18 protein-coding genes are annotated in these 19,865 nt (G+C 59.9%); 7 read left to right on the top strand and 11 right to left on the bottom strand.

Annotation, left to right across the window (positions count from 1 at the left end):
• Positions 1-4: 4 nt before the first annotated feature.
• The gene (locus ACP7BN_RS22540) at positions 5-382 is read left to right on the top strand and encodes a hypothetical protein (RefSeq protein ID WP_426206148.1); all 378 of its coding nucleotides are present in this window, start codon (positions 5-7) and stop codon (positions 380-382) included.
• A gap of 134 nt (positions 383-516) precedes the next feature.
• Here ACP7BN_RS22540 and ACP7BN_RS22535 read toward each other — a convergent pair whose 3' ends face one another.
• Positions 517-726, bottom strand: a complete 210-nt coding sequence (locus ACP7BN_RS22535; protein WP_426206147.1) for a cold-shock protein — start codon at positions 724-726, stop codon at positions 517-519.
• A gap of 235 nt (positions 727-961) precedes the next feature.
• Here ACP7BN_RS22535 and plsB point away from each other — a divergent pair, with 235 nt between their 5' ends.
• The 4 genes from plsB to ACP7BN_RS22515 all read left to right on the top strand — a co-directional run bounded on the left by plsB (position 962) and on the right by ACP7BN_RS22515 (position 5,174).
• The gene (plsB, locus tag ACP7BN_RS22530) at positions 962-3,451 is read left to right on the top strand and encodes a glycerol-3-phosphate 1-O-acyltransferase PlsB (RefSeq protein ID WP_426206146.1); all 2,490 of its coding nucleotides are present in this window, start codon (positions 962-964) and stop codon (positions 3,449-3,451) included.
• A 118-nt stretch (positions 3,452-3,569) separates the two neighbouring features.
• Positions 3,570-3,914, top strand: a complete 345-nt coding sequence (locus ACP7BN_RS22525) for a hypothetical protein (protein WP_420648349.1) — start codon at positions 3,570-3,572, stop codon at positions 3,912-3,914.
• Positions 3,915-4,063: 149 nt separating this feature from the next.
• On the top strand, positions 4,064-4,462 hold the full coding sequence (locus tag ACP7BN_RS22520) for a YbaY family lipoprotein (protein WP_426206145.1): 399 nt from the start codon (positions 4,064-4,066) through the stop codon (positions 4,460-4,462).
• A gap of 34 nt (positions 4,463-4,496) precedes the next feature.
• Entirely contained in the window at positions 4,497-5,174 is a 678-nt protein-coding gene (locus ACP7BN_RS22515) for a DUF4197 domain-containing protein (RefSeq protein ID WP_426206220.1), read from the top strand.
• 721 nt (positions 5,175-5,895) lie between these two features.
• Here the strand turns inward: ACP7BN_RS22515 and ACP7BN_RS22510 are convergent.
• Positions 5,896-8,964: an efflux RND transporter permease subunit gene (locus ACP7BN_RS22510; RefSeq protein WP_426206144.1), complete on the bottom strand. Its 3,069-nt coding sequence runs from the start codon at positions 8,962-8,964 to the stop codon at positions 5,896-5,898.
• 6 nt (positions 8,965-8,970) lie between these two features.
• Complete coding sequence (locus ACP7BN_RS22505) at positions 8,971-10,071, bottom strand: efflux RND transporter periplasmic adaptor subunit (RefSeq protein ID WP_426206143.1); 1,101 nt, start codon at positions 10,069-10,071, stop codon at positions 8,971-8,973.
• Between the two features lie 94 nt (positions 10,072-10,165).
• Between ACP7BN_RS22505 and ACP7BN_RS22500 the strand changes: the two genes are divergently transcribed.
• Positions 10,166-10,801 (top strand): TetR/AcrR family transcriptional regulator, encoded by a 636-nt coding sequence (locus tag ACP7BN_RS22500; protein ID WP_426206142.1) that lies wholly within the window; start codon positions 10,166-10,168, stop codon positions 10,799-10,801.
• Between the two features lie 133 nt (positions 10,802-10,934).
• Here the strand turns inward: ACP7BN_RS22500 and ACP7BN_RS22495 are convergent, their stop codons facing one another.
• Positions 10,935-11,717 carry a class I SAM-dependent methyltransferase gene (locus ACP7BN_RS22495; protein WP_426206140.1) on the bottom strand — a complete coding sequence of 261 codons (783 nt, stop codon included), beginning with the start codon at positions 11,715-11,717 and terminating at the stop codon, positions 10,935-10,937.
• A gap of 92 nt (positions 11,718-11,809) precedes the next feature.
• On the opposite strand from ACP7BN_RS22495, the gene ACP7BN_RS22490 reads away from it, so the two are divergent.
• Positions 11,810-12,430 (top strand): energy transducer TonB, encoded by a 621-nt coding sequence (locus ACP7BN_RS22490; protein ID WP_420648356.1) that lies wholly within the window; start codon positions 11,810-11,812, stop codon positions 12,428-12,430.
• A gap of 4 nt (positions 12,431-12,434) precedes the next feature.
• On the opposite strand, the gene ACP7BN_RS22485 is transcribed toward ACP7BN_RS22490, so the two are convergent.
• The 7 genes from ACP7BN_RS22485 to ppc form a co-directional block, all read right to left on the bottom strand.
• Complete coding sequence (locus tag ACP7BN_RS22485) at positions 12,435-13,127, bottom strand: extensin family protein (RefSeq protein WP_426206138.1); 693 nt, start codon at positions 13,125-13,127, stop codon at positions 12,435-12,437.
• Between the two features lie 10 nt (positions 13,128-13,137).
• Positions 13,138-13,989: an isocitrate lyase/PEP mutase family protein gene (locus ACP7BN_RS22480; RefSeq protein ID WP_426206136.1), complete on the bottom strand. Its 852-nt coding sequence runs from the start codon at positions 13,987-13,989 to the stop codon at positions 13,138-13,140.
• A 33-nt stretch (positions 13,990-14,022) separates the two neighbouring features.
• Positions 14,023-14,883 carry a DUF72 domain-containing protein gene (locus ACP7BN_RS22475; protein WP_420648359.1) on the bottom strand — a complete coding sequence of 287 codons (861 nt, stop codon included), beginning with the start codon at positions 14,881-14,883 and terminating at the stop codon, positions 14,023-14,025.
• Positions 14,883-15,194 carry a hypothetical protein gene (locus ACP7BN_RS22470; protein WP_420648360.1) on the bottom strand — a complete coding sequence of 104 codons (312 nt, stop codon included), beginning with the start codon at positions 15,192-15,194 and terminating at the stop codon, positions 14,883-14,885. Before ACP7BN_RS22470 ends, ACP7BN_RS22475 begins: the two co-directional genes overlap by 1 nt.
• Before the next feature lie 308 nt (positions 15,195-15,502).
• A complete protein-coding gene (gene tsaB, locus ACP7BN_RS22465) occupies positions 15,503-16,177 on the bottom strand; it encodes a tRNA (adenosine(37)-N6)-threonylcarbamoyltransferase complex dimerization subunit type 1 TsaB (RefSeq protein ID WP_426206134.1) in 675 nt (224 codons plus the stop codon).
• Between the two features lie 94 nt (positions 16,178-16,271).
• Positions 16,272-16,919 (bottom strand): adenylate kinase, encoded by a 648-nt coding sequence (gene adk / locus ACP7BN_RS22460; protein WP_420648362.1) that lies wholly within the window; start codon positions 16,917-16,919, stop codon positions 16,272-16,274.
• Positions 16,920-17,207: 288 nt separating this feature from the next.
• Positions 17,208-19,838, bottom strand: a complete 2,631-nt coding sequence (gene ppc / locus ACP7BN_RS22455) for a phosphoenolpyruvate carboxylase (RefSeq protein WP_426206133.1) — start codon at positions 19,836-19,838, stop codon at positions 17,208-17,210.
• Positions 19,839-19,865 lie beyond the last annotated feature (27 nt).

Here is a 19,865-nt window from a genome sequence, read left to right as displayed (position 1 = left end):
ATCCATGCGCCAACCGGACATCGAGATTTACCTGAAAGACGCCGACGTCGACCACAAGGCCATTGCGGCCTGGCTCGGCGCAGCACTGGGCCCGTGCACCGACTGGGTACAGAGAGGCCAGACCTACAAGTGCAAGGCCGGCAACGTCCCGGTGACCTGGCTGCCGAAAGCCGTGGGCAAGTGGAACAGCTTGTTCCTGGAAAGCGACCAGACGCCATGGGATGACGACATCGCCTGCGCCCGCGCCGCGTTTGCTGCGCTGAACGTTGAAGTGCGCTGCGCGCCGGGCACGTGGGTCGAGGAAGAAGGTGAAGAAACGGCGGATCGCTGGATGCGTATCAGCGAAGACGGTGAAGAAGAAATCACCTGGAAAACTGCGTAAGAATCTACACAAAACCTGTGGGAGCGGGCTTGCCCGCGATGGCGGTAGATCAGTCACATCGATGCTGGATGTGCCGCCGTCTTCGCGGGCAAGCCCGCTCCCACAGTGTTTATGTGTGATCCACAGGTCTGCGCTTACAACCCTACAACATCCTCAGCCTGCAAACCCTTGTCACCGGTGACCAGCGCATATTCCACCTGCTGACCTTCCGTCAGCGAGCGATGGCCTTCGCCACGAATGGCGCGGTAATGCACGAACACGTCCACCCCGTCCTCGCGCTGAATGAAGCCGTAGCCCTTGGCGTCGTTGAACCACTTCACGTTGCCGGTTTCACGTGTTGCCATCTGTTCATACTCCTTTTTTATTATTGGTCGGGCTTTTCGCAGGAAAGCCTCAGGAACGTCAGCCTGCATCCGACGTCCATAAAGGGCCCCGGCGACAGAGCGCCGAGTATATGACAGGCGCGAAAACTCTCAACAGGAGTTTACTTCGCGGCTTTTTTGCCGATTTTCCGCTAATCCGGCACACTATCGACCGCCCGAGCAAACGCTCGGTTTTATCCACTCACGCAGAAGCCGTATGACCCGCTCCCCGTTCCGTCGTCTTGTGTTCGGCACCTTGCGCCGACTGTTGTACCTCTGGGTTCGCTCGGAGACGATCAACCAGTCGTCGTTCACCCTCAACCTCGACCGCAGCCGTCCGGTGTTCTACGTCCTGCAAAATCCATCGCTGACCGATCTGGCGGTGCTCGATACCGAGTGCACCAAGGCCGGATTGCCACGGCCGGTGCTGCCGGTGTCGGTGGGTAATTTGATGGAACCGGCGGCGTTCTTTTACCTGACGCCGGAGCCGGACTGGCTCGGGCGCCAGGACAAACGCGGCGCACCGCCGGCGCTGACCCGCCTCGTGAGCGCCCTGAGCCAGAATGCTGCCGAAGACGCGCAGATCATTCCGGTCAGCGTGTTCTGGGGCCAGTCGCCGGATAGCGAATCGAGCCCGTGGAAACTGTTGTTCGCCGACAGCTGGGCGGTCACCGGGCGTCTGCGTCGCCTGTTGAGCATCATGATTCTCGGGCGCAAAACCCGCGTGCAGTTCTCCGCGCCGATCCACCTGCGCGAGCTGATCGAACACAACAAGGGCCATGAACGCACCGTGCGCATGGCCCAGCGCATCCTGCGCGTGCACTTTCGCAACCTCAAAGCTGCCGTGATCGGCCCGGACATTTCCCACCGCCGGAATCTGGTCAAAGGCCTGCTCAACCAGCCGCTGGTCAAGCAAGCGATCCTCGACGAAGCCGAACGCGAAAATATCTCCCCGGAAAAAGCCAAGGCTCAAGCCTTGCGCTACGGCAACGAGATCGCCTCGGACTACACCTACACCGCGATCCGTTTTCTCGAAGTGATGCTGAGCTGGTTCTGGAACAAGATCTACGACGGGGTCAAGGTCAATCACATCGAGGGCGTGCAGAAGGTCGCTCAGGGTCACGAAGTGATCTACGTACCGTGCCATCGCAGCCACATCGACTATTTGTTGCTGTCGTATCTGCTGTTTCGCAACGGCCTGACCCCGCCGCACATTGCCGCCGGGATCAACCTGAACATGCCGGTGATCGGCAGCCTGCTGCGCCGGGGTGGCGCGTTCTTCATGCGCCGCACGTTCAAGGGTAATCCGCTGTACACCTCGGTGTTCAACGAATACCTGCACACGCTGTTCACCAAAGGTTTCCCGGTCGAGTACTTCGTCGAGGGCGGCCGCTCGCGCACCGGGCGTATGCTGCAACCGAAAACCGGGATGCTCGCAATTACCCTGCGCAGCTTCTTGCGCTCATCGCGGATGCCAATTGTGTTTGTGCCGGTGTATATCGGTTACGAACGTGTTCTCGAGGGTCGTACCTACCTCGGCGAACTGCGCGGCGCGAGCAAGAAGAAAGAATCGATCTTCGACATCTTCAAAGTCATCGGCGCGCTCAAACAACGCTTCGGCCAAGTAGCGGTGAACTTCGGCGAGCCGATCAAACTTGCAGAATTCCTCGACAGCGAGCAGCCGGACTGGCGCCTACAGGAACTCGGTCCGCAATTCAAACCGGCGTGGCTGAATGAAACCACCAACCGCCTCGGCGATAAAGTCGCCCAGCATCTGAACGAAGCGGCGGCGATCAACCCGGTCAACCTCGTAGCGCTGGCACTGCTGTCGACCACTCGCCTGGCGCTGGATGACCGCGCCATGGAACGCGTGCTGGATCTGTATCTGGCATTGCTGCGCAAAGTCCCTTACTCGCCGCATACCACGCTGCCAGAAGGTGATGGCCGCGCGTTGATCGAGCATGTAAAGGGCATGGATCTGTTGGCCGAGCAGAACGATGCGCTGGGCAAAATCCTGTATCTGGACGAACAGAACGCCGTCCTGATGACGTACTACCGCAACAACGTGTTGCACATCTTCGCCCTGCCGTCTCTGTTGGCGAGCTTCTTCCAGAGCACCTCGCGCATGAGCCGCGAACAGATCCTGCGCTACACCCACGCGCTGTATCCGTACCTGCAATCGGAACTGTTCATTCGCTGGAAAACCGAAGAACTCGACGCCGTGGTCGATCAGTGGCTGGAAGCATTTGTCGAACAAGGCCTGCTGCGTTTCGAAAAAGACGTGTACCTGCGCCCGGCGCCGAGCTCACGGCACTTCGTGTTGCTGACCCTGCTGTCGAAGAGCATTGCGCAGACGCTGCAACGCTTCTACATGACCGTTTCCCTGCTGCTCAACAGCGGCCAGAACAGCATCAGCGCCGAAGAACTGGAAGACCTGTGCACAGTCATGGCCCAGCGTCTGTCGATCCTGCATGGTCTGAACGCACCGGAGTTCTTCGACAAGAGCCTGTTCCGCCACTTCATCCAGACCATGCTCGATCTGGGCGTACTGCGTCGCGACGAAGCGGGCAAGTTGAGTTATCACGAACTGCTCGGTGAACTGGCTGAAGGCGCGGCGAAACGCGTGTTGCCGGCGGATATACGTTTGTCGATCCGACAAGTAGCGTTACATGGAAACGAACAGGCCGCAGAGACAGCCCCAAGTTAACAACTACACGAAAGTTCTCCACGCAGAAATAAACGGATGTATTTCTGCGGCGAACACACTTTCAAACAACGCTAGTATCTCCGGGCCTGACAACAGGCCCATATAAAAGGAGATCAACATGAACAAATATATCTCAGGGAAAGTTCTTTTCAGCAACACGCCTTACGTAGTTAGCAAGAGTTTCAAAACAAGCACCAGCCTTTACAAACTTGTTAACTCTGCCGAGTACGAACTGGTAAAAACCAACTCGCAAAACTCACTTGTTCATGATTGGTGGGAGTTCGAATTTTTGATCGAACAAGCGCCTGGCGAAGCTTCACAACACCAATACCAGATTGTTGCCGAGGTATTTATCGAGCAGGGCGAACTTCTTGCCAGTGCAAAAACCATCATCAAAGTCGACTTCAATTACGGTAGTCGGCACCACGAGGATCTTTATCTGGAACCGGTTCTGATTATTTGAGTCCAGTCCAGCCACGCGATTGGCTTTGACCGACGGGGTCCCCCTCAGCAGGCACGGGCTAAAAATTCGCAGACGAAATTGCTGGTGAAATCCGCTAGATTGTCATTGGCGCTGGCCTTCTTCAGGCGCCGATGACAAGGATTCAATGCATGAAAAGAATTACTCTACTGGCCGCGGCCACCCTGCTCAGCGCCTGCCAATCAACTTCACCAGCCGGCAAAGTCAGCCTCGAAGGCGAAGTGTTCTACCTGCAACGCATCGCTTTGCCGCCGAGCGCGACCCTGAGCGTGAGCCTGCAAGACGTCTCACTGGCCGACGCGCCTGCCGTGGTACTCGACGAACAGAAAGGCCCGGTCAAAGGCCAGGTGCCGCTGCCGTTCCACTTGAGCTACGATCCGGCCCAGGTCAAACCCGGGCACCGTTACTCGGTCAGCGCACGCATCGAAGTCAACGGCGAACTGATGTTCATCACCACCGAGCATCACGCCGTACAACTCGACGGCAACGATCCGCAGCCGCTGAAAATCCGCGTCGACGCCGCCCGCTAATTTTTCGAACAAGGAAGCTGCCATGCTCCGCCCCATCCTTCGCTTCTCCGCCCTGTGCGCCGGCCTGATGATCTCCGCCAGCGCTCTGGCCCTGTCGCTCAATGACCTGTCGCAACAAGACGCCACCGGCGGCCTCAAAGACGCCCTGACCCAAGGCGCGCAATTGGCCGTCAAACAGCTCGGCACTCCGGGCGGCTTCAGCAACAACCCGGAAGTCAAAATCGAACTGCCGGGCAAACTCGGCAAAGTCGCGAGCAAGATGAAAGCCTTCGGCATGGGCGCCCAGGTCGATGAACTGGAAACCGCCATGAACAAAGCGGCAGAAAACGCCGTGACCCAGGCCCAGCCAATCCTCGTCGACGCCGTGAAGAAAATGAGCGTGGCCGACGCCAAAGGCATCCTCAGCGGCGGCAAGGATTCGGCCACCCAATACCTCGACAAATCCAGCCGTGAACAGATCCGCGCCAAGTTCATGCCGATCGTCAAACAGGCGACCGACAAAGTTGGCGTGGCGCAGAAGTACAACTCGTTCGCCGGCCAGGCAGCGACTTTGGGCGTGGTGGACGCGAAGAGCGCCAACATTGAGAGCTACGTGACTGAACAAGCGTTGAACGGCTTGTTCGAGATGATCGGCAAGCAGGAAGAGACTATTCGCCAGAACCCGGCTGCTGCAGCGACGAGTCTGGCGAAGAAGGTGTTTGGGACGCTTTAATTTCACCGTTTGATGAAAAGCCCGCTGACCTTAGAGGTTCAGCGGTTTTTTTTGTATGTGTTGTCCATTGCCATGGATCAGGTGTTTTGCGAGATCGGTGTTGCCACTGACAACTTGCCCTCACCCTAGCCCTCTCCCAGAGGTAGAGGGGACCGACCGTGAGATGCTTGGGAAATACGCCGACCTGAAAGAGCTCTTGTGAATCCATAATCGATACACAAATTCAGGTCGATGTAAGTCCGGAGACATCTCGGTCGGCTCCCTCTCCCTCGGGAGAGGGCTGGGGTGAGGGACGAGTCCAACACAAAATCCAGATCAGACCACCCCACCACTACATCCCCAAGCGGCGCAACCGCCCCACTCAACACAATGAGCGTTAGCTCGAGTACCGCTTTTGATCTCAAGGCCCCTTCGGCAGGCTGAGTGGAGGGATTCATCCGGGGCTGGCGCGTAGCGCCGTTCGACGCAGTCGAACACATCGAGAGGAGGTGCAGCGCAGCAAACCGGAGGCGATGCCCCCGGATGAAACCCGTAACGAAGGAACCCCGAGCCATAGCGAGCGGGCCGAACGCCGGGGCCCAGCGTTTTGCTTACTTTGGGGCGTTTGCCAAAGGGAGTCGCTGTAAGAGCGAAACCGCCAGCAAAGACACCCCAAAAAACGGATATACACCCAAAACCCCAAGAGCCTGGACGGCCCAGAGGCCGCCACGCTCAAAAAAACTCAACCCTCCTTACGCACCCGAAACCACCCCGCATACAACGCCGGCAAAAACAAAAGCGTCAAAGCCGTAGCCACAATCAACCCCCCCATGATCGCCACCGCCATCGGCCCAAAGAAAACGCTACGAGACAAAGGAATCATCGCCAAAACCGCCGCCAGCGCAGTCAACACAATCGGCCGAAATCGCCGCACGGTCGCCTCGATAATCGCATCCCAAGGCTTCAGCCCAGCCGCAATATCCTGCTCGATCTGATCCACCAGAATCACCGAATTACGCATGATCATCCCCGACAGCGCAATCGTCCCGAGCATCGCCACAAACCCGAACGGCTGGCGGAACACCAGCAAAAACAGCGTCACCCCGATCAGCCCCAGTGGCGCCGTCAGAAACACCATCGCCGTGCGCGAAAAACTGCGCATTTGCACCATCAGCAACGTCAGCACCACCACGATAAACATCGGCACGCCGGCATTCACCGACTTCTGCCCACGCTCGGAATCCTCAACCGTGCCGCCGACATCGAGCAAATAGCCGTCGGGCAATTCAGCGCGAATCGGATCAAGCGTCGGCATGATCTGTTTCACCAGCGACGCCGGCTGCTCCTTGCCATAAATGTCCGCACGCACGGTCACAGTCGGCAGGCGATTACGGTGCCAGATGATGCCTTCCTCAAAGCCATATTCCAACGTGGCAATCTGCGACAGCGCCACGCTGCGGCCGTTATCGGTCGGCACCGCCAGACTCGGCAGCAACGACAATTCAGTACGCTCATGCACGGTGCCGCGCAGCAGGATCTCGATCAATTCGTTGTCTTCGCGGTACTGGCTGACGCTGGAGCCCGTCAGCGAACTCTGCAGGAATTTCGCCAGATTGGCCGTACTCACACCCAGCGCCCGGGCGCGATCCTGATCGACGTTCAGGTATACGACCTTGCTCGGCTCTTCCCAGTCCAGATGCACGTTGACCACATGCGGATTCTCGCGAACCTTGGCCGCGACTTTGCGTGCCAGCGCGCGGACTTCTTCGATGTGTTCGCCAGTCACGCGGAACTGTACCGGATAACCAACCGGCGGGCCGTTCTCCAGCCGCGTGACACGCGAGCGCAGCGCCGGGAATTGTTCGTTGAGCGTGTCGATCAGCCAGGTGCGCAGGGTTTCGCGCTCCTCGATGGTCTTCGCCAACACCACAAACTGCGCGAAGCTCGCCGCCGGCAATTGCTGATCCAGCGGCAGGTAGAAACGCGGGGAACCGGTGCCAACGTAAGCCACGTAATTGTCGATACCGGCGTGATCTTTGAGCAGCGCTTCGAGGCGTTTGACCTCGCCAGCGGTGTTGCTCAGCGACGCGCCTTCGGCAAGCTTCAGATCGACCATCAACTCCAGCCGTCCGGAAGCCGGGAAGAACTGCTGCGGCACAAACCGGAACAACGCCACCGAGCCGATAAACAGCAGCACCGTCAGCACGATCACGGTTTTACGCCGACGCACGCACCAACCGACCAGACGCCGCACCCGCTGGTAGAACGGCGTGCCATAAGGGTCCGTCTGCCCGTCAGACGTGCCGTGTTTGGCTGCGTGAATTTTCGCCAGATCCGGCAGGAGTTTTTCCCCCAGATACGGCACAAACACCACCGCCGCCACCCATGAAGCGAGCAAGGCGATGGTCACTACCTGGAAGATCGAGCGGGTGTATTCGCCGGTGCCGGACTGAGCGGTAGCAATCGGCAGGAAGCCTGCGGCAGTGATCAACGTACCGGTGAGCATCGGGAACGCGGTGCTGGTCCAGGCGTAGCTTGCGGCTTTGATCCGGTCGAAGCCCTGCTCCATTTTGATCGCCATCATCTCCACCGCGATGATCGCGTCGTCCACCAGCAACCCCAGCGCCAGCACCAACGCGCCGAGCGAGATTTTGTGCAGGCCGATGTTGAAGTAGTACATGCAGGCGAAGGTCATCGCCAACACCAGCGGAATGGTCAGCGCCACCACCATGCCGGTGCGCACGCCGAGGGAGAAGAAGCTCACCAGCAACACAATTGCCAGCGCTTCGACCAACACCTGAACGAACTCGCCAACCCCGGTTTTCACCGCAGCCGGCTGGTCGGAAACCTTGCGCAACTGCATGCCGGCCGGGAGGTTTTTCTGGATGCGGTCGAACTCGATTTCCAGCGCCTTGCCCAGCACCAGAATGTCGCCGCCACTCTTCATGGCTACCGCCAGACCAATCGCGTCTTCGGCCATAAAGCGCATGCGTGGTGCCGGTGGATCATTGAAACCGCGCCGCACGTCGGCGACATCGGAGATGCGGAACGTACGATCACCGACGCGGATCGGGAAGTTTTTTATCTCGTCGACTGTCTGAAAGTTACCCGAGACCCGTAGCTGCAAGCGCTCGCTGCCCGTTTCAAAGAACCCCGCAGTCGATACCGCGTTCTGCTCCTCCAGCGCCTGCTGCACCGCCGCCAGCGGTAAGCCGAGGGTGGCGAGTTTGACGTTGGACAGCTCGACCCAGATTTTTTCGTCCTGCAAGCCGAGCAGTTCGACCTTGCCCACGTCCTTGACCCGTTGCAGCTGGATCTGGATGCGGTCGGCATAATCCTTGAGCACTGCGTAGTCGAAACCGTCGCCGGTCAGCGCGTAGATGTTGCCGAAAGTGGTGCCGAACTCATCGTTGAAGAACGGCCCCTGAATCCCCGGTGGCAGGGTCTGGCGAATGTCGCCGACCTTCTTGCGCACCTGATACCAGAGATCGGGGATTTCCACCGAATGCATCGAGTCGCGGGCAATGAACGTGACTTGTGATTCTCCGGGACGCGAGAACGACACGATGCGCTCGTACTCGCCGGTTTCCATCAGCTTCTTTTCGATACGCTCAGTGACCTGGCGCGAGACTTCTTCAGCGGTCGCACCCGGCCAACGGGTCTGAATCACCATGGCCTTGAAGGTGAACGGCGGATCTTCACTCTGGCCGAGTTTGGTGTAGGACAACGCGCCGACAATCGCGAGCAAAAGCATCAGGAACAGTACGATCTGACGATTGCGCAGCGCCCAGGCGGAAAGATTGAAATCCATCGGGACTTACTCCTTGTCCGCCAGATTGACCACGCGGTTGGAGCGATCCACCGGGCGTACCTGTTGCCCGTCGAGCAGCACATGCACACCGGCCGCCACCACCCAATCAGTGGCGTTCAGCCCTTCGAGGACCGCCACGGTTTTTTCGCCAAACGCGCCAACGCGCACCGGGGTTTTCTTCAGAGTGTTATTGGCGTTCACAACCCAGACGTAGGTCGCGCCGTTTTCGGCGGTCAGCGCCGAGAGCGGCACTGACAGCGGAATGACGCCGGCCGTCTGCACAAACACTCGGGCGCTTTGACCGAGTTCGGCCGGGACTTTGCCGGCGGTGAAAGAGATGCGTGCTGCGAAGGTGCGGGATTTCGGGTCGGCGGCTGGTGACAGCTCCCGAATCTGCCCGGCGAAGCGCTGGTTCGGCTGCGTCCATAACTCAACCGACACCGGTTGGCCGACCTTGAAGCGGCCGAAACTCTGTTCCGGCAGGCTGATCAACACCTCGCGCTCGCCATCGGTGGCGAGGGTAAACACCGTTTGCCCGGCAGCGACCACTTGCCCGACTTCCACCGAACGCTTGGCAACCACGCCGTCCTGTGGCGCACGCAGCACGGCGTAGCTGGCCTGATTGGTCGAGACGTTGAATTCGGCTTTGATCTGTTTAAGACGCGCTTCGCCGGAGCGATAGAGGTTCTCGGCATTGTCGTAAGCCGAACGGCTGACCATTTGCCGATCCATCAGGGTCTTGTAGCGATCGCGCTCGGCGCGTACCAGATTCAGATTGGCCTCAGCGGCACTGACCTGGGCGCGGGTGGCTTCGAGTTGCAGGCGTACATCTTGCGGGTCGAGTTCGGCCAGAGGTTGATCGGCCTTCACCCGCTGGCCTTCTTCGACCAGCCGTCGGCTGACTTTGCCGCCGATGCGGAACGCCAGATCCGGCTCGAAGCGGGCGCGTACCTCGCCGGGATAACTCTCCATCGCCTGCGCTGAAGGCTCTGGCTGCACCACCATGGCCGGTCGCACGGCGACTGGCGTCACCTCTTCCTTGCCACACGCCGATAACAACAACGCCAGACTGACTGGCAACGCAAAGGACAACGCATGGCGGAACATGGTGACGGACCTTTCGCTAATGGTGCTTGGAATAATTATACTGGCCGGTATGTTATTAATAGCAAACTCACCAGTCCAGTATTAAAAGCGAAGAATGTCGAACAATCTTTCCACTTCAAACGGCCCGGGCCGTCCCAAGGATCTGGCCAAGCGCCAGGCAATCCTCGAGGCGGCGAAAATCCTGTTTCTGAGTAATGGCTACGCCAACACCAGCATGGACGCGGTGGCCGCTGAGGCTGGCGTGTCCAAGCTGACGGTCTACAGCCATTTCAACGACAAGGAGACGCTGTTCTCCGCCGCCGTAATGGCCAAATGCGAGGAGCAATTACCGCCGTTGTTTTTCGAATTGCCGGAAGGCATCGCCGTCGAAAATGTGTTGCTGAACATTGCCCGGGGCTTTCATCAACTGATCAACAGCGATGAATCGGTGAATCTGCATCGCTTGATCATGGCGCTCGGCAGTCAGGATCCGAAACTGTCGCTGATCTTCTTCGAAGCGGGTCCGCAGCGCATGGTGGACGGGATGTCGCGTCTGCTGACGAAGGTTCACGAGACGGGCGTGCTGAGCATCGACAAGCCGCGCAATGCGGCCGAGCACTTTTTCTGCCTGATCAAAGGGGCGGGGAATTTCAGATTGTTGTATGGCTGCGGTGAGCCACTGGATGCCGAGGCGGCACAGAGTCATGTGTTGGAAGTGGTTGAGCTCTTCATGCGCGCGTATCGGCCCTGAGTTCTTTGGTGTCAGGGCTGATGCCATCGCTGGCAAGCCAGCTCCCACAGGTTTTAGCGGTGTGCACACAAGTTGTGAACACACTGCAAATCCCTGTGGGAGCTGGCTTGCGAGCGATCGGGTCAACTCGGTCTCAGGACTTCAACGCTTTCTTCGGATAGATGTCATAGCGGCTCGACTTTCCATCCAGCGCATGACTCGGCTTCGGCCCTTCAATGCACGGTGCCTTGCGCGGGCGCTTCACCACTACCCGATGCGTGGCCAACGCCAAAGCAGCTTCGAGCAAGGCCGGCGCATCCGGATCATCACCGACCAGCGGCCGGAACAGGCGCATTTCCTTTTTCACCAGCGCGGTTTTCTCCCGGTGCGGGAACATCGGATCGAGATAGATCACCTGTGGCGCCTCGCCTTCCCAGTTGCGCATCACCTCGATCGAGTTGCCCTTGAGCAGCTTCATCCGCGCGACAATCGGCGCCACCTCGAAATCTTCCGCGCCACGCGCCAGACCATCCTCAAGCAACGCGCCAATCAGCGGCTGACGCTCGATCAGGCTCATCTCGCAGCCGAGACTCGCCAGCACGAACGCATCCTTGCCCAGCCCCGCCGTGGCATCCAGCACTCGTGGACGCACGCCTTGCGCGACGCCGACAGCCTTGGCGATCATCTGGCCGCTGCCGCCACCGTACAACCGGCGATGCGCCGCGCCGCCCTCGACGAAGTCCACGCGCACCGGCCCCGGTGCGTCCGGCCCCAGCTGTTGCAGTTGCAAACCCTGCTCGCCGAACTGCACGGCGAACTCGGCGTCGGCGATCTGCAACGGCAGATTCAGGCGTTCGGCCCATTGTTCGGCCTGCGCTGCATACGTCGGGCCGAGGGCCTCGACATGGATGCGGCTGGCCGCGGGTTGCTCAATCATGGAAAACACGCTCAAAAAGTTAAGGATCGGCAAAAACGGCCGATAACTCATTCAACGTGCATTTTGCCAGAGCTGAGCGGCATCCGAAAAAAATGTCAGGCATTCTTCCCACTTCGATTGGCTACATTTCGCCCCATGGCGATTTCAGCCGTCACAATACTCAAGCACTGAGCGGCGTCAGTCATCTGTGGCAGGATTTCTTTGCCCAGGCGCTGGCCGAGCAGTCGAGTGATGTGGTGCCCGCCTGCGGCACGTTCCCACCGGTTGATCTGGCCAGTGCTGAAGAGCCGACCGTCGGCAGCGAATTGCACGCGCACATCATCAGCCAGCGCGAATGCGATGTGGTCGAAACTCAGGTGCGTCCCCCGGAGCCGCTGTTCCTGCCGATCGCAGAATTCGAAATGGAGCTGGCTGACAAGCCGTTCCCACCGTTCCCGCCGGAAGAAATCCAGGCCCAGCAAAAGGCTCAGGATTTCGACAGCAGCTGGGTTCGTCCGATTGTGGTCAATAACGGTCAGCCGCTGCCGGAGCCTGGCGTCGCGCCGCAAAAACGTCCGCTGTACCTGCCGATTGCCGAATTCGATCTCGACTTGCTCGACAAGCCATTCCCGCCGTTCACGCCAGAAGAAATCACTGAGCAACAAAAAGCCCTGGATTTCGACAACGGCTGGGCACGCCCGATCGTGCTGCAGAACCTGCGCATCGCCGCCTGATCCCTTAGCGACACACGCTCCAGCGCCCGACATCAACATGAAAGTGATTGCGATGCGCTGTGTTGTAGTCCGGACTCAACACCACACTGAACGCCGCGCAGGCGCCGTCACGCACTCTGCGCAAAAACTGTGCGTCCTGATTTTGCTTGGGCCAGCCCTTGAGCACGCTGATGGTGCGGCCATCGGCCAGACGAAACCCGGCGATATCCAGCGCATTGGCGCTCGCGTGCAGGCTGAGCGCGCCATTCTCACGGTTGTACATATTGCGACAGGCAAAGCTTCCGAGATGATCGACGCGCGTTACTTTCTGGCCGTAAGTGGCTTGCGCCGCCGGTTGCAGGCTGTGGCGTTCGAACATCGCGTAGGCGACCGCCAGAGGGCAACTGGCGAGGAAACTGCTGCTCAGCGCCACCTCGCCGCCCTGCACGCGCAAAGCGCCGATCAAAGGACACTTGGCGTCAGGGCTGTTGGCCTGAGGCGCAACGCGCAGCTCAGAACTGCTCAGCGCCTGTTCACACAACTGCGCATCGCTGCGCAGGCGCATCAGTTTGTAGCCGGTCAGCCAGTTAGGCGTTGCCTTGACGTCGAGCGGCGCCCAGGGATTCCACTCGGGCGGCACGTCGAGCCAACCGCGCCAGACAGCGACGACCGCACATGCGATGCTCAGCAACAGCAGCGGTAGAAACCAGCGCCTCATGCCTTAAAGCTCATGTTTTGAAAAAAGCGTTGGCCTTGGCGTACGGCATCGAATGTCCGGTGAAAGCGAACGTGCCCGATTGCTGGATTTCTTCAGCCGCGCGGAAAAACTCGCCATACGCCGCCAGCGCCAGTGCGGAGCCAGTGCTGATGCGCTTCACGCCCATTTCTTCCAGTTGCTGCACGGTCAATTTCAAGCCGCCGGACATCAACACATTGACCGGTTTCGGCGCCACCGCGCGCACTACCGCCAGCACTTCTTCAGCGTTGCGCAGGCCCGGTGCGTAAAGCACGTCGGCGCCAGCCTCGGCGAAGGCCTGCAAGCGGCGAATGGTGTCATCGAGATCGGGATTGCCGTGCAGGTAGTTTTCCGCGCGGGCGGTCAGGATGAAGGGAAATGGCAGCGTGCGCACCGCGGCGACCGCGGCTTCGATGCGCGCCACGGCATGGTCGAAACAATAGATCGGCGCATCCGCGCGGCCGGTAGCGTCTTCGATGGATCCGCCAACGGCGCCCGCCTCGGCTGCGCGGATCAGACTGAGCGCGGATTCTGCCGGAGCGTCGGCAAAGCCGTTTTCCAGATCCACCGCCACTGGCAGATCGGTCGCCGCAACAATGGCACGGACATTGGCCAGCGTATCTTCCAGGCCCAAACCGCCGTCCGCCTTGCCTTGGGAAAACGCATAACCGGCGCTGGTAGTCGCCAATGCCGCGTAGCCCAGACTGGCGAGCATCTTCGCCGAACCGGCATCCCACGGATTGGGAATGACGAAAATCCCCGGACGCTCATGCAAGGCTTTGAAGGCTTCGGCTTTACGCACTTGTTGTTGAAGGGCTTGTTGTTGACGGGCTTGGGCGTCCATCGGCAGGCTCCTGGGCAGGAAAAGAAATCCGCCTCAGAGCAGGCCAAGTTGCTCGGCGGCGGGTTCTCTATATAGCTCAGGCAGGGGTGGCAAGCCAGGCAAACGTTGCATCAGTTGTGCGTGGAAACGTTGCGCCAGCTTCGCCGCCAGCAGATTGTCGGCGGTGTGCAGAAAGATATACGGCGTGCGGCCTTCTTCGATCCACTCGGCGATTTTCGCCACCCACGGCAGCAGAAACGGGTCGTTGGCTTCAAGCTCGGGATGGCCGATGAAACGCACCTGCGGAAACTGCGTGAACGCTGCCGGGCGTGTCGGAACTCGCGGCTTTTTCGACTGCGCGTGAATGACCGAGGACTCGGTCGACAGGCAACTGAACAGCGCGCGCGGATCAAGACAAATGCGCTCGACGCCACGATCCAGCAGCAGCCGATTGAGCAGGCGCTCGCTCTCACCTTTGGCGAAGAACTGCTCGTGCCGCACTTCCACCGCCAGCGGTCGGTCCAGCGCGTCGATGAACGCGGTCAATTCGGGCAAGCGTTGCGGAGTGAAGCTTTTCGACAGTTGCAGCCACAGCGGCGCCACGCGCTCGCCGAGCGGGCTGATCAATTGCGTGAAGGTTTCGGCGGCGGTCAGTTGATCGCGCAAGTCGCCGCCGTGACTGATGTCACCAGGGAACTTGGCAGTGAAGCGAAAGTGCGCGGGCATGACCTCGGCCCAACGCTGCACGGTGGCCGGCGACGGACTCGCGTAGAAGGTCGTGTTGCCTTCCACGGCGTTGAACACTTGCGAATAGAGGCCGAGGAAATCGGAAGTCTTGGCGTCTACCGGATACAGATACTCGCGCCAGGCATTTTCGCTCCAGGACGGGCAACCGAGGTAGTAAGGCAGATCCATCAGATGTACAGATCGAGGCCCAGCACGTCTGCATCCCAATCGACAAAACCGGCAGTGCTCAGGTAGCTGGCCAGAGCCATGGCCACGCTGCGCTTCATTGCGCGGTGATAAATCATGTCTTGTTGACGGGCAGGCAGATTGCTCAGGCGTTGCGCTGTTTCTTTAGCGGTACGACGGGCAGCGAGTTGCTCTTCGGTGGGAAATTCCAGTTCGCCGTCGATATCGTCGACGGACTCATCCAGCGCCGGATTGCCTTTGCGAGGCTTGCGCTTGATGGGGTAGGAATGAGAGGAAACGCCGTCTATACGCATAAAGTCATGCTCGGAATCAATGATGGCAATTTAGCGGCACTTGACCGACTTAGCAAACTGCCGAGTGATAACTAGAACACATAAAGCGCAAAAGGTTTAAAGCGCGGGGTTAGAAAGTGACGGTTGGCAGCGAAGCGCACGGTATTAAGTCGTCGGGGCAGGTTTTTGTGGCGAGGGGATTTATCCCCGTTCGGCTGCGAAGCAGTCGTAAATCCAACAAATGCGGTCTGCCTGATGCACCGCGATTGGTGATTTGGGGGCTGCTGCGCAGCCCAACGGGGATAAATCCCCTCGCCACAGGGGAATATTCAGCGGGCTTTGGGGGTGGCCACTTTGTCGCGCAGGTAGACAGGCTGAGCATCGTCGGCCGGAACCGATTCGCCGCGTTCCCAAGCGAAGCGCGCCAACGTCAGCAAGTCTTCGGCGTGGGGCAACATGCCGGCGTCCGAGCCTGTCAGATCGACCGCAATGCGCTCTGCGTAACTCCAACCAGTACCGGCGCCAAACCATTCGCCACTGGTATCAGCCGGCAACGCCGCCACTTCCGGCGGCAGCACAGCCTCGACACCCACCAGACGCATCTCCCCCGCCGTTTCGCGATAGCAGCCCCAATACACTTCATCCATGCGCGCATCGATGGCCGCCGCGACCTGGCTCACGCCGTGTTCACGCAAGGCACGTTGGGCCAGCACCGCCAGGTTCGACACCGGCAGCACCGGACGATCAAGCGCAAACGCCAAACCCTGCACCACGCCAATGGCAATCCGCACACCGGTAAACGCACCCGGCCCGCGACCAAACGCGATGGCATCGACCGCTTGCAGCGTGGTGCCCGCATCGGCCAGCAATTGCTGAATCATCGGCAGCAGTTTCTGCGCGTGCAGGCGCGGGATCACCTCGTAATGGCTCGTGACCTTGCCGTCATGCAGCAAAGCAACGGAGCAAGCTTCAGTCGCGGTGTCCAGGGCCAGCAAGGTGCTCATCGATGTGTCCGTAAATCAGGAAGGGAAAAAGTGCGCCAGTATAAACAACTACGGCCCGCAAGCGGGCCGTGGATGATGCAGCAAATCAGGTTTTTCAGCTCAGCGCTTCAAGTACCTTGGCGGTGATTGCTTCAACCGAACCGACGCCAGGGATGTGGCTGTACTTCGGCTTGCCGTTGGCAGTCGAAAGCTTCTGGTAGAAATCCACCAGCGGCTTGGTCTGCGAGTGGTAGACCGACAGACGATGACGCACGGTTTCTTCAGTGTCGTCCTTGCGCTGCACCAGCTCGTCACCGGTGATGTCGTCTTTACCGGCAATTTTCGGCGGGTTGTAGACGATGTGGTACACGCGGCCGCTGGCTTCGTGAACGCGACGACCGGCGATACGCTGAACGATTTCTTCGTCTTCAACGGCGATTTCGACCACGGCATCCAGTTCAACACCGGCAGTGACCAAGGCTTCAGCCTGCGGAATGGTGCGCGGGAAACCGTCGAACAGGAAACCGTTGGCGCAGTCAGCTTGAGCGATGCGGTCTTTGACCAGCGCGATGATCAGGTCATCCGACACCAGGCCGCCAGCATCCATGATGCCCTTGGCTTGAACGCCCAGCGGGGTGCCGGCCTTGACCGCAGCACGCAGCATGTCGCCGGTGGAAATTTGCGGAATGCCGAATTTCTCGGTGATGAACTTAGCCTGAGTACCTTTACCGGCCCCGGGAGCTCCCAGCAGAATGACGCGCATCGATGTGCTCCTCAATTTTTTATATAAAAAACAACAGACTTGCCTCGTGGGGCGAATCTTGAAAAATAGGGTCGTGGCCGCCCAAACGGCCAAAGGCTGATCAAGATACACAGCAGGCTGCGCCCACACAAGACGCCAAAAGTCGGAGAAACCGACGCCCGCCGCGACCTTGCGACGCGGTTGCCCTGGTCGCAACCCCATCATTAACTGTCGCCTGCCCGCACATAATCGGTGCCGATCAAGCGGCGCCCGAGTCTCCCCTCGGGTGCCCCGCCCGTGCAGGAAACCTTAGCCGGTATTTCGCAAACCGGCGGCGATCCCCGCTACAGACACCAGCAGCGCCTGTTCCACCGGGCTGCCCTGCTCCACTTCCTGCTGCCGCGAGCGTGCCAACAGCTCAGCCTGCAATAGATGTAGCGGATCGAGATAAGTGTTGCGCAGACGAATGAATTCCAAGGTGTCCGGGCTATGCGCCAGCAGCTGCGACTGGCCAGTCAGGCCAAGTACCACGGAACATGCCTGCGACAATAGGTCGCGTAAATGCACACCTAAAGGTAACAAGCCCGACTCGACCAGACGATCGTCGTAGGACTGCGCGATATCCGCGTCAGCCTTGGCCAGGACCATTTCCAGCATGTCGATGCGCGTGCGGAAGAACGGCCACTGCTCGCGCATCTGCCCCAGCAGTTCCCCCTCGCCACGCTCCAGCGCTTTGCTCAGCGCCGATTCCCAGCCGAGCCACGCCGGCAGCATCAGCCGCGTTTGAGTCCAGCCGAAGATCCACGGGATCGCGCGCAGGCTTTCGATACCACCGGCACGGCGCTTGGCCGGGCGACTGCCGAGCGGCAAGCGACCCAGCTCCTGCTCCGGCGTCGACTGGCGGAAATACTCGACGAACTGCGGATTCTCGCGCACCACGGCGCGGTAGGCGCTGACACCGTCTGCGGCCAGTTCGTCCATCAGATGGCGCCATTCAGGCGTCGGCGGCGGCGGTGGTAACAACGTCGCTTCGAGCACTGCCGCGAGGTACAGATTGAGGTTCTGCTCGGCGATGTCCGGCAGGCCAAATTTGAAACGAATCATTTCCCCTTGCTCGGTAGTGCGGAAACGTCCGGCCACTGAGCCCGGCGGCTGCGAGAGAATCGCCGCGTGCGCCGGACCACCGCCACGGCCCACGGTGCCACCGCGACCGTGGAACAACAGCAGTTCGACTTGTTGCTCGCGGCAGATTTCCACCAGACGTTCCTGCGCCCGATATTGCGCCCACGCCGCAGCTGTGGTGCCGGCATCCTTGGCCGAATCGGAATAACCGATCATCACTTCCTGGGGGCCGTGCAGGCGTGCGCGATAACCCGGCAGCAGCAACAGACGTTCGATCACCGGACCGGCGTTGTCCAAATCGGCGAGGGTTTCGAACAGCGGCACCACGCGCATCGGCCGCAGCACGCCGGATTCTTTGAGCAGCAGTTGCACGGCGAGAACATCGGACGCCGCACCTGCCATCGAGATGACGTAGGAACCCAGCGAAGCAGCCGGCGCCGCCGCGACTTCCTTGCAGGTCGCGAGTACTTCGGCGGTGTCTGCAGAAGGTTTGAAATGCGCCGGCAGCAATGGCCGGCGATTGGCCAATTCACGGGTCAGGAAGTTGATGCGGGCTTCTTCGTCCCATTCTTCATACTTACCCAAACCAAGGTAATCGGTGATTTCAGTCATGGCCGCGCAGTGCCGCGAAGAATCCTGACGCACATCGAGACGCACCAGGAACAGACCGAACGTCACCGCCCGACGCAGGCAATCGAGCAACGGCCCATCGGCGATCACACCCATCCCGCATTCGTGCAGCGAGTTGAAACACAGCTCCAGCGGATCGAGCAGATCGCGGTTGTCGTGCAGGACATCGGCCGGTGCCGTGGTCGTTGCGGTCAAGGACGCATGCGCCCAGTTGCGCGTAGCACGCAGGCGTTCGCGCAATTGCTTGAGCACTGCGCGATAGGGTTCAGCGCTGTCGCCAGCCTTGGCCTTGAGCGCATCGCTGGCCTGTTGCATCGACAATTCGGCGGCGAGGTGATCGACGTCGCGCAAATACAGATCGGCAGCCATCCAGCGCGCCAGCAGCAACACTTCGCGGGTCACCGCAGCGGTGACATTCGGGTTGCCGTCGCGGTCGCCGCCCATCCACGATGCGAAGCGAATCGGCGCAGCTTCCAGCGGCAAACGCATGCCAGTCGCGGCATGCAGTGCCTGATCGGCCTTGCGCATGTGGTGCGGAATCGCCTGCCACAGCGAATGCTCGATTACCGCAAAACCCCACTTGGCTTCATCGACCGGTGTCGGGCGAGTGCGGCGAATTTCTTCGGTGTGCCAGGCTTCCGCGATCAGCCGTTGCAGCGTGGTGTGGATCTGATCGCGCTCGGCACTGGTCAGGTCGCGATGATCCTGTGCGGCTAGTTGCGCGGCGATGGCGTCGTACTTCTGGATCAGCGTGCGCCGCGCAACTTCGGTCGGGTGCGCGGTCAGCACGAGTTCGATTTCCAGCCGCGATAGCTGACGAGCCAGCGAATCGGCGCTGTGCCCTTCGCTGCGTAAACGCGCGAGCAACTCCGGCAGCACGCGCGATTCGAACGGCGCGGCTTGAGTTTCTTCGCGACGATGAATGAGTTGGTATTGCTCGGCGATGTTCGCCAGGTTGAGAAACTGGTTGAACGCCCGCGCCACCGGCAGCAGTTCGTCTTCGCTCAATTGATTGAGGCTGGCGCTGAGTTCGGCGTCCATTGAACCGCGTCGGTCAGCCTTGGCGCCCTTGCGGATCTGCTCGATCTTGGCGAGAAATTCCTCGCCATATTGGTCACGGATGGTGTTGCCCAACAGCTCACCGAGCAGGTGAACGTCCTCGCGCAAGCGTGCATCAATATCGGTCATCAGCAGAGCTCCAGCAGTTATCCCGGT

This window comes from Pseudomonas sp. TWP3-1, assembly GCF_049896625.1.
In the GTDB taxonomy this organism is placed as follows: Bacteria; Pseudomonadota; Gammaproteobacteria; order Pseudomonadales; family Pseudomonadaceae; genus Aquipseudomonas.
The sequence above is the reverse complement of the archived record's forward strand: the minus strand, read 5'-3'. Positions and strand labels throughout refer to the sequence as shown.

Excerpts from the sequence above, each read along its gene's own strand:
- ACP7BN_RS22540 (WP_426206148.1), top strand. The coding sequence starts at position 5 with ATGCGCCAACCGGACATCGAGATTTACCTGAAAGACGCCGACGTCGAC.
- ACP7BN_RS22520 (WP_426206145.1), top strand. The coding sequence starts at position 4,064 with ATGAAAAGAATTACTCTACTGGCCGCGGCCACCCTGCTCAGCGCCTGC.
- adk (WP_420648362.1), bottom strand. The coding sequence starts at position 16,919 with ATGCGCGTCATTCTGCTGGGAGCTCCCGGGGCCGGTAAAGGTACTCAG.
- plsB (WP_426206146.1), top strand. The coding sequence starts at position 962 with ATGACCCGCTCCCCGTTCCGTCGTCTTGTGTTCGGCACCTTGCGCCGA.
- tsaB (WP_426206134.1), bottom strand. The coding sequence starts at position 16,177 with ATGAGCACCTTGCTGGCCCTGGACACCGCGACTGAAGCTTGCTCCGTT.
- ACP7BN_RS22500 (WP_426206142.1), top strand. The coding sequence starts at position 10,166 with ATGTCGAACAATCTTTCCACTTCAAACGGCCCGGGCCGTCCCAAGGAT.
- ACP7BN_RS22485 (WP_426206138.1), bottom strand. The coding sequence starts at position 13,127 with ATGAGGCGCTGGTTTCTACCGCTGCTGTTGCTGAGCATCGCATGTGCG.
- ACP7BN_RS22490 (WP_420648356.1), top strand. The coding sequence starts at position 11,810 with ATGTCAGGCATTCTTCCCACTTCGATTGGCTACATTTCGCCCCATGGC.
- ACP7BN_RS22475 (WP_420648359.1), bottom strand. The coding sequence starts at position 14,883 with ATGGATCTGCCTTACTACCTCGGTTGCCCGTCCTGGAGCGAAAATGCC.
- ACP7BN_RS22505 (WP_426206143.1), bottom strand. The coding sequence starts at position 10,071 with ATGTTCCGCCATGCGTTGTCCTTTGCGTTGCCAGTCAGTCTGGCGTTG.
- ACP7BN_RS22470 (WP_420648360.1), bottom strand. The coding sequence starts at position 15,194 with ATGCGTATAGACGGCGTTTCCTCTCATTCCTACCCCATCAAGCGCAAG.
- ppc (WP_426206133.1), bottom strand. The coding sequence starts at position 19,838 with ATGACCGATATTGATGCACGCTTGCGCGAGGACGTTCACCTGCTCGGT.
- ACP7BN_RS22525 (WP_420648349.1), top strand. The coding sequence starts at position 3,570 with ATGAACAAATATATCTCAGGGAAAGTTCTTTTCAGCAACACGCCTTAC.
- ACP7BN_RS22480 (WP_426206136.1), bottom strand. The coding sequence starts at position 13,989 with ATGGACGCCCAAGCCCGTCAACAACAAGCCCTTCAACAACAAGTGCGT.
- ACP7BN_RS22535 (WP_426206147.1), bottom strand. The coding sequence starts at position 726 with ATGGCAACACGTGAAACCGGCAACGTGAAGTGGTTCAACGACGCCAAG.
- ACP7BN_RS22510 (WP_426206144.1), bottom strand. The coding sequence starts at position 8,964 with ATGGATTTCAATCTTTCCGCCTGGGCGCTGCGCAATCGTCAGATCGTA.
- ACP7BN_RS22495 (WP_426206140.1), bottom strand. The coding sequence starts at position 11,717 with ATGATTGAGCAACCCGCGGCCAGCCGCATCCATGTCGAGGCCCTCGGC.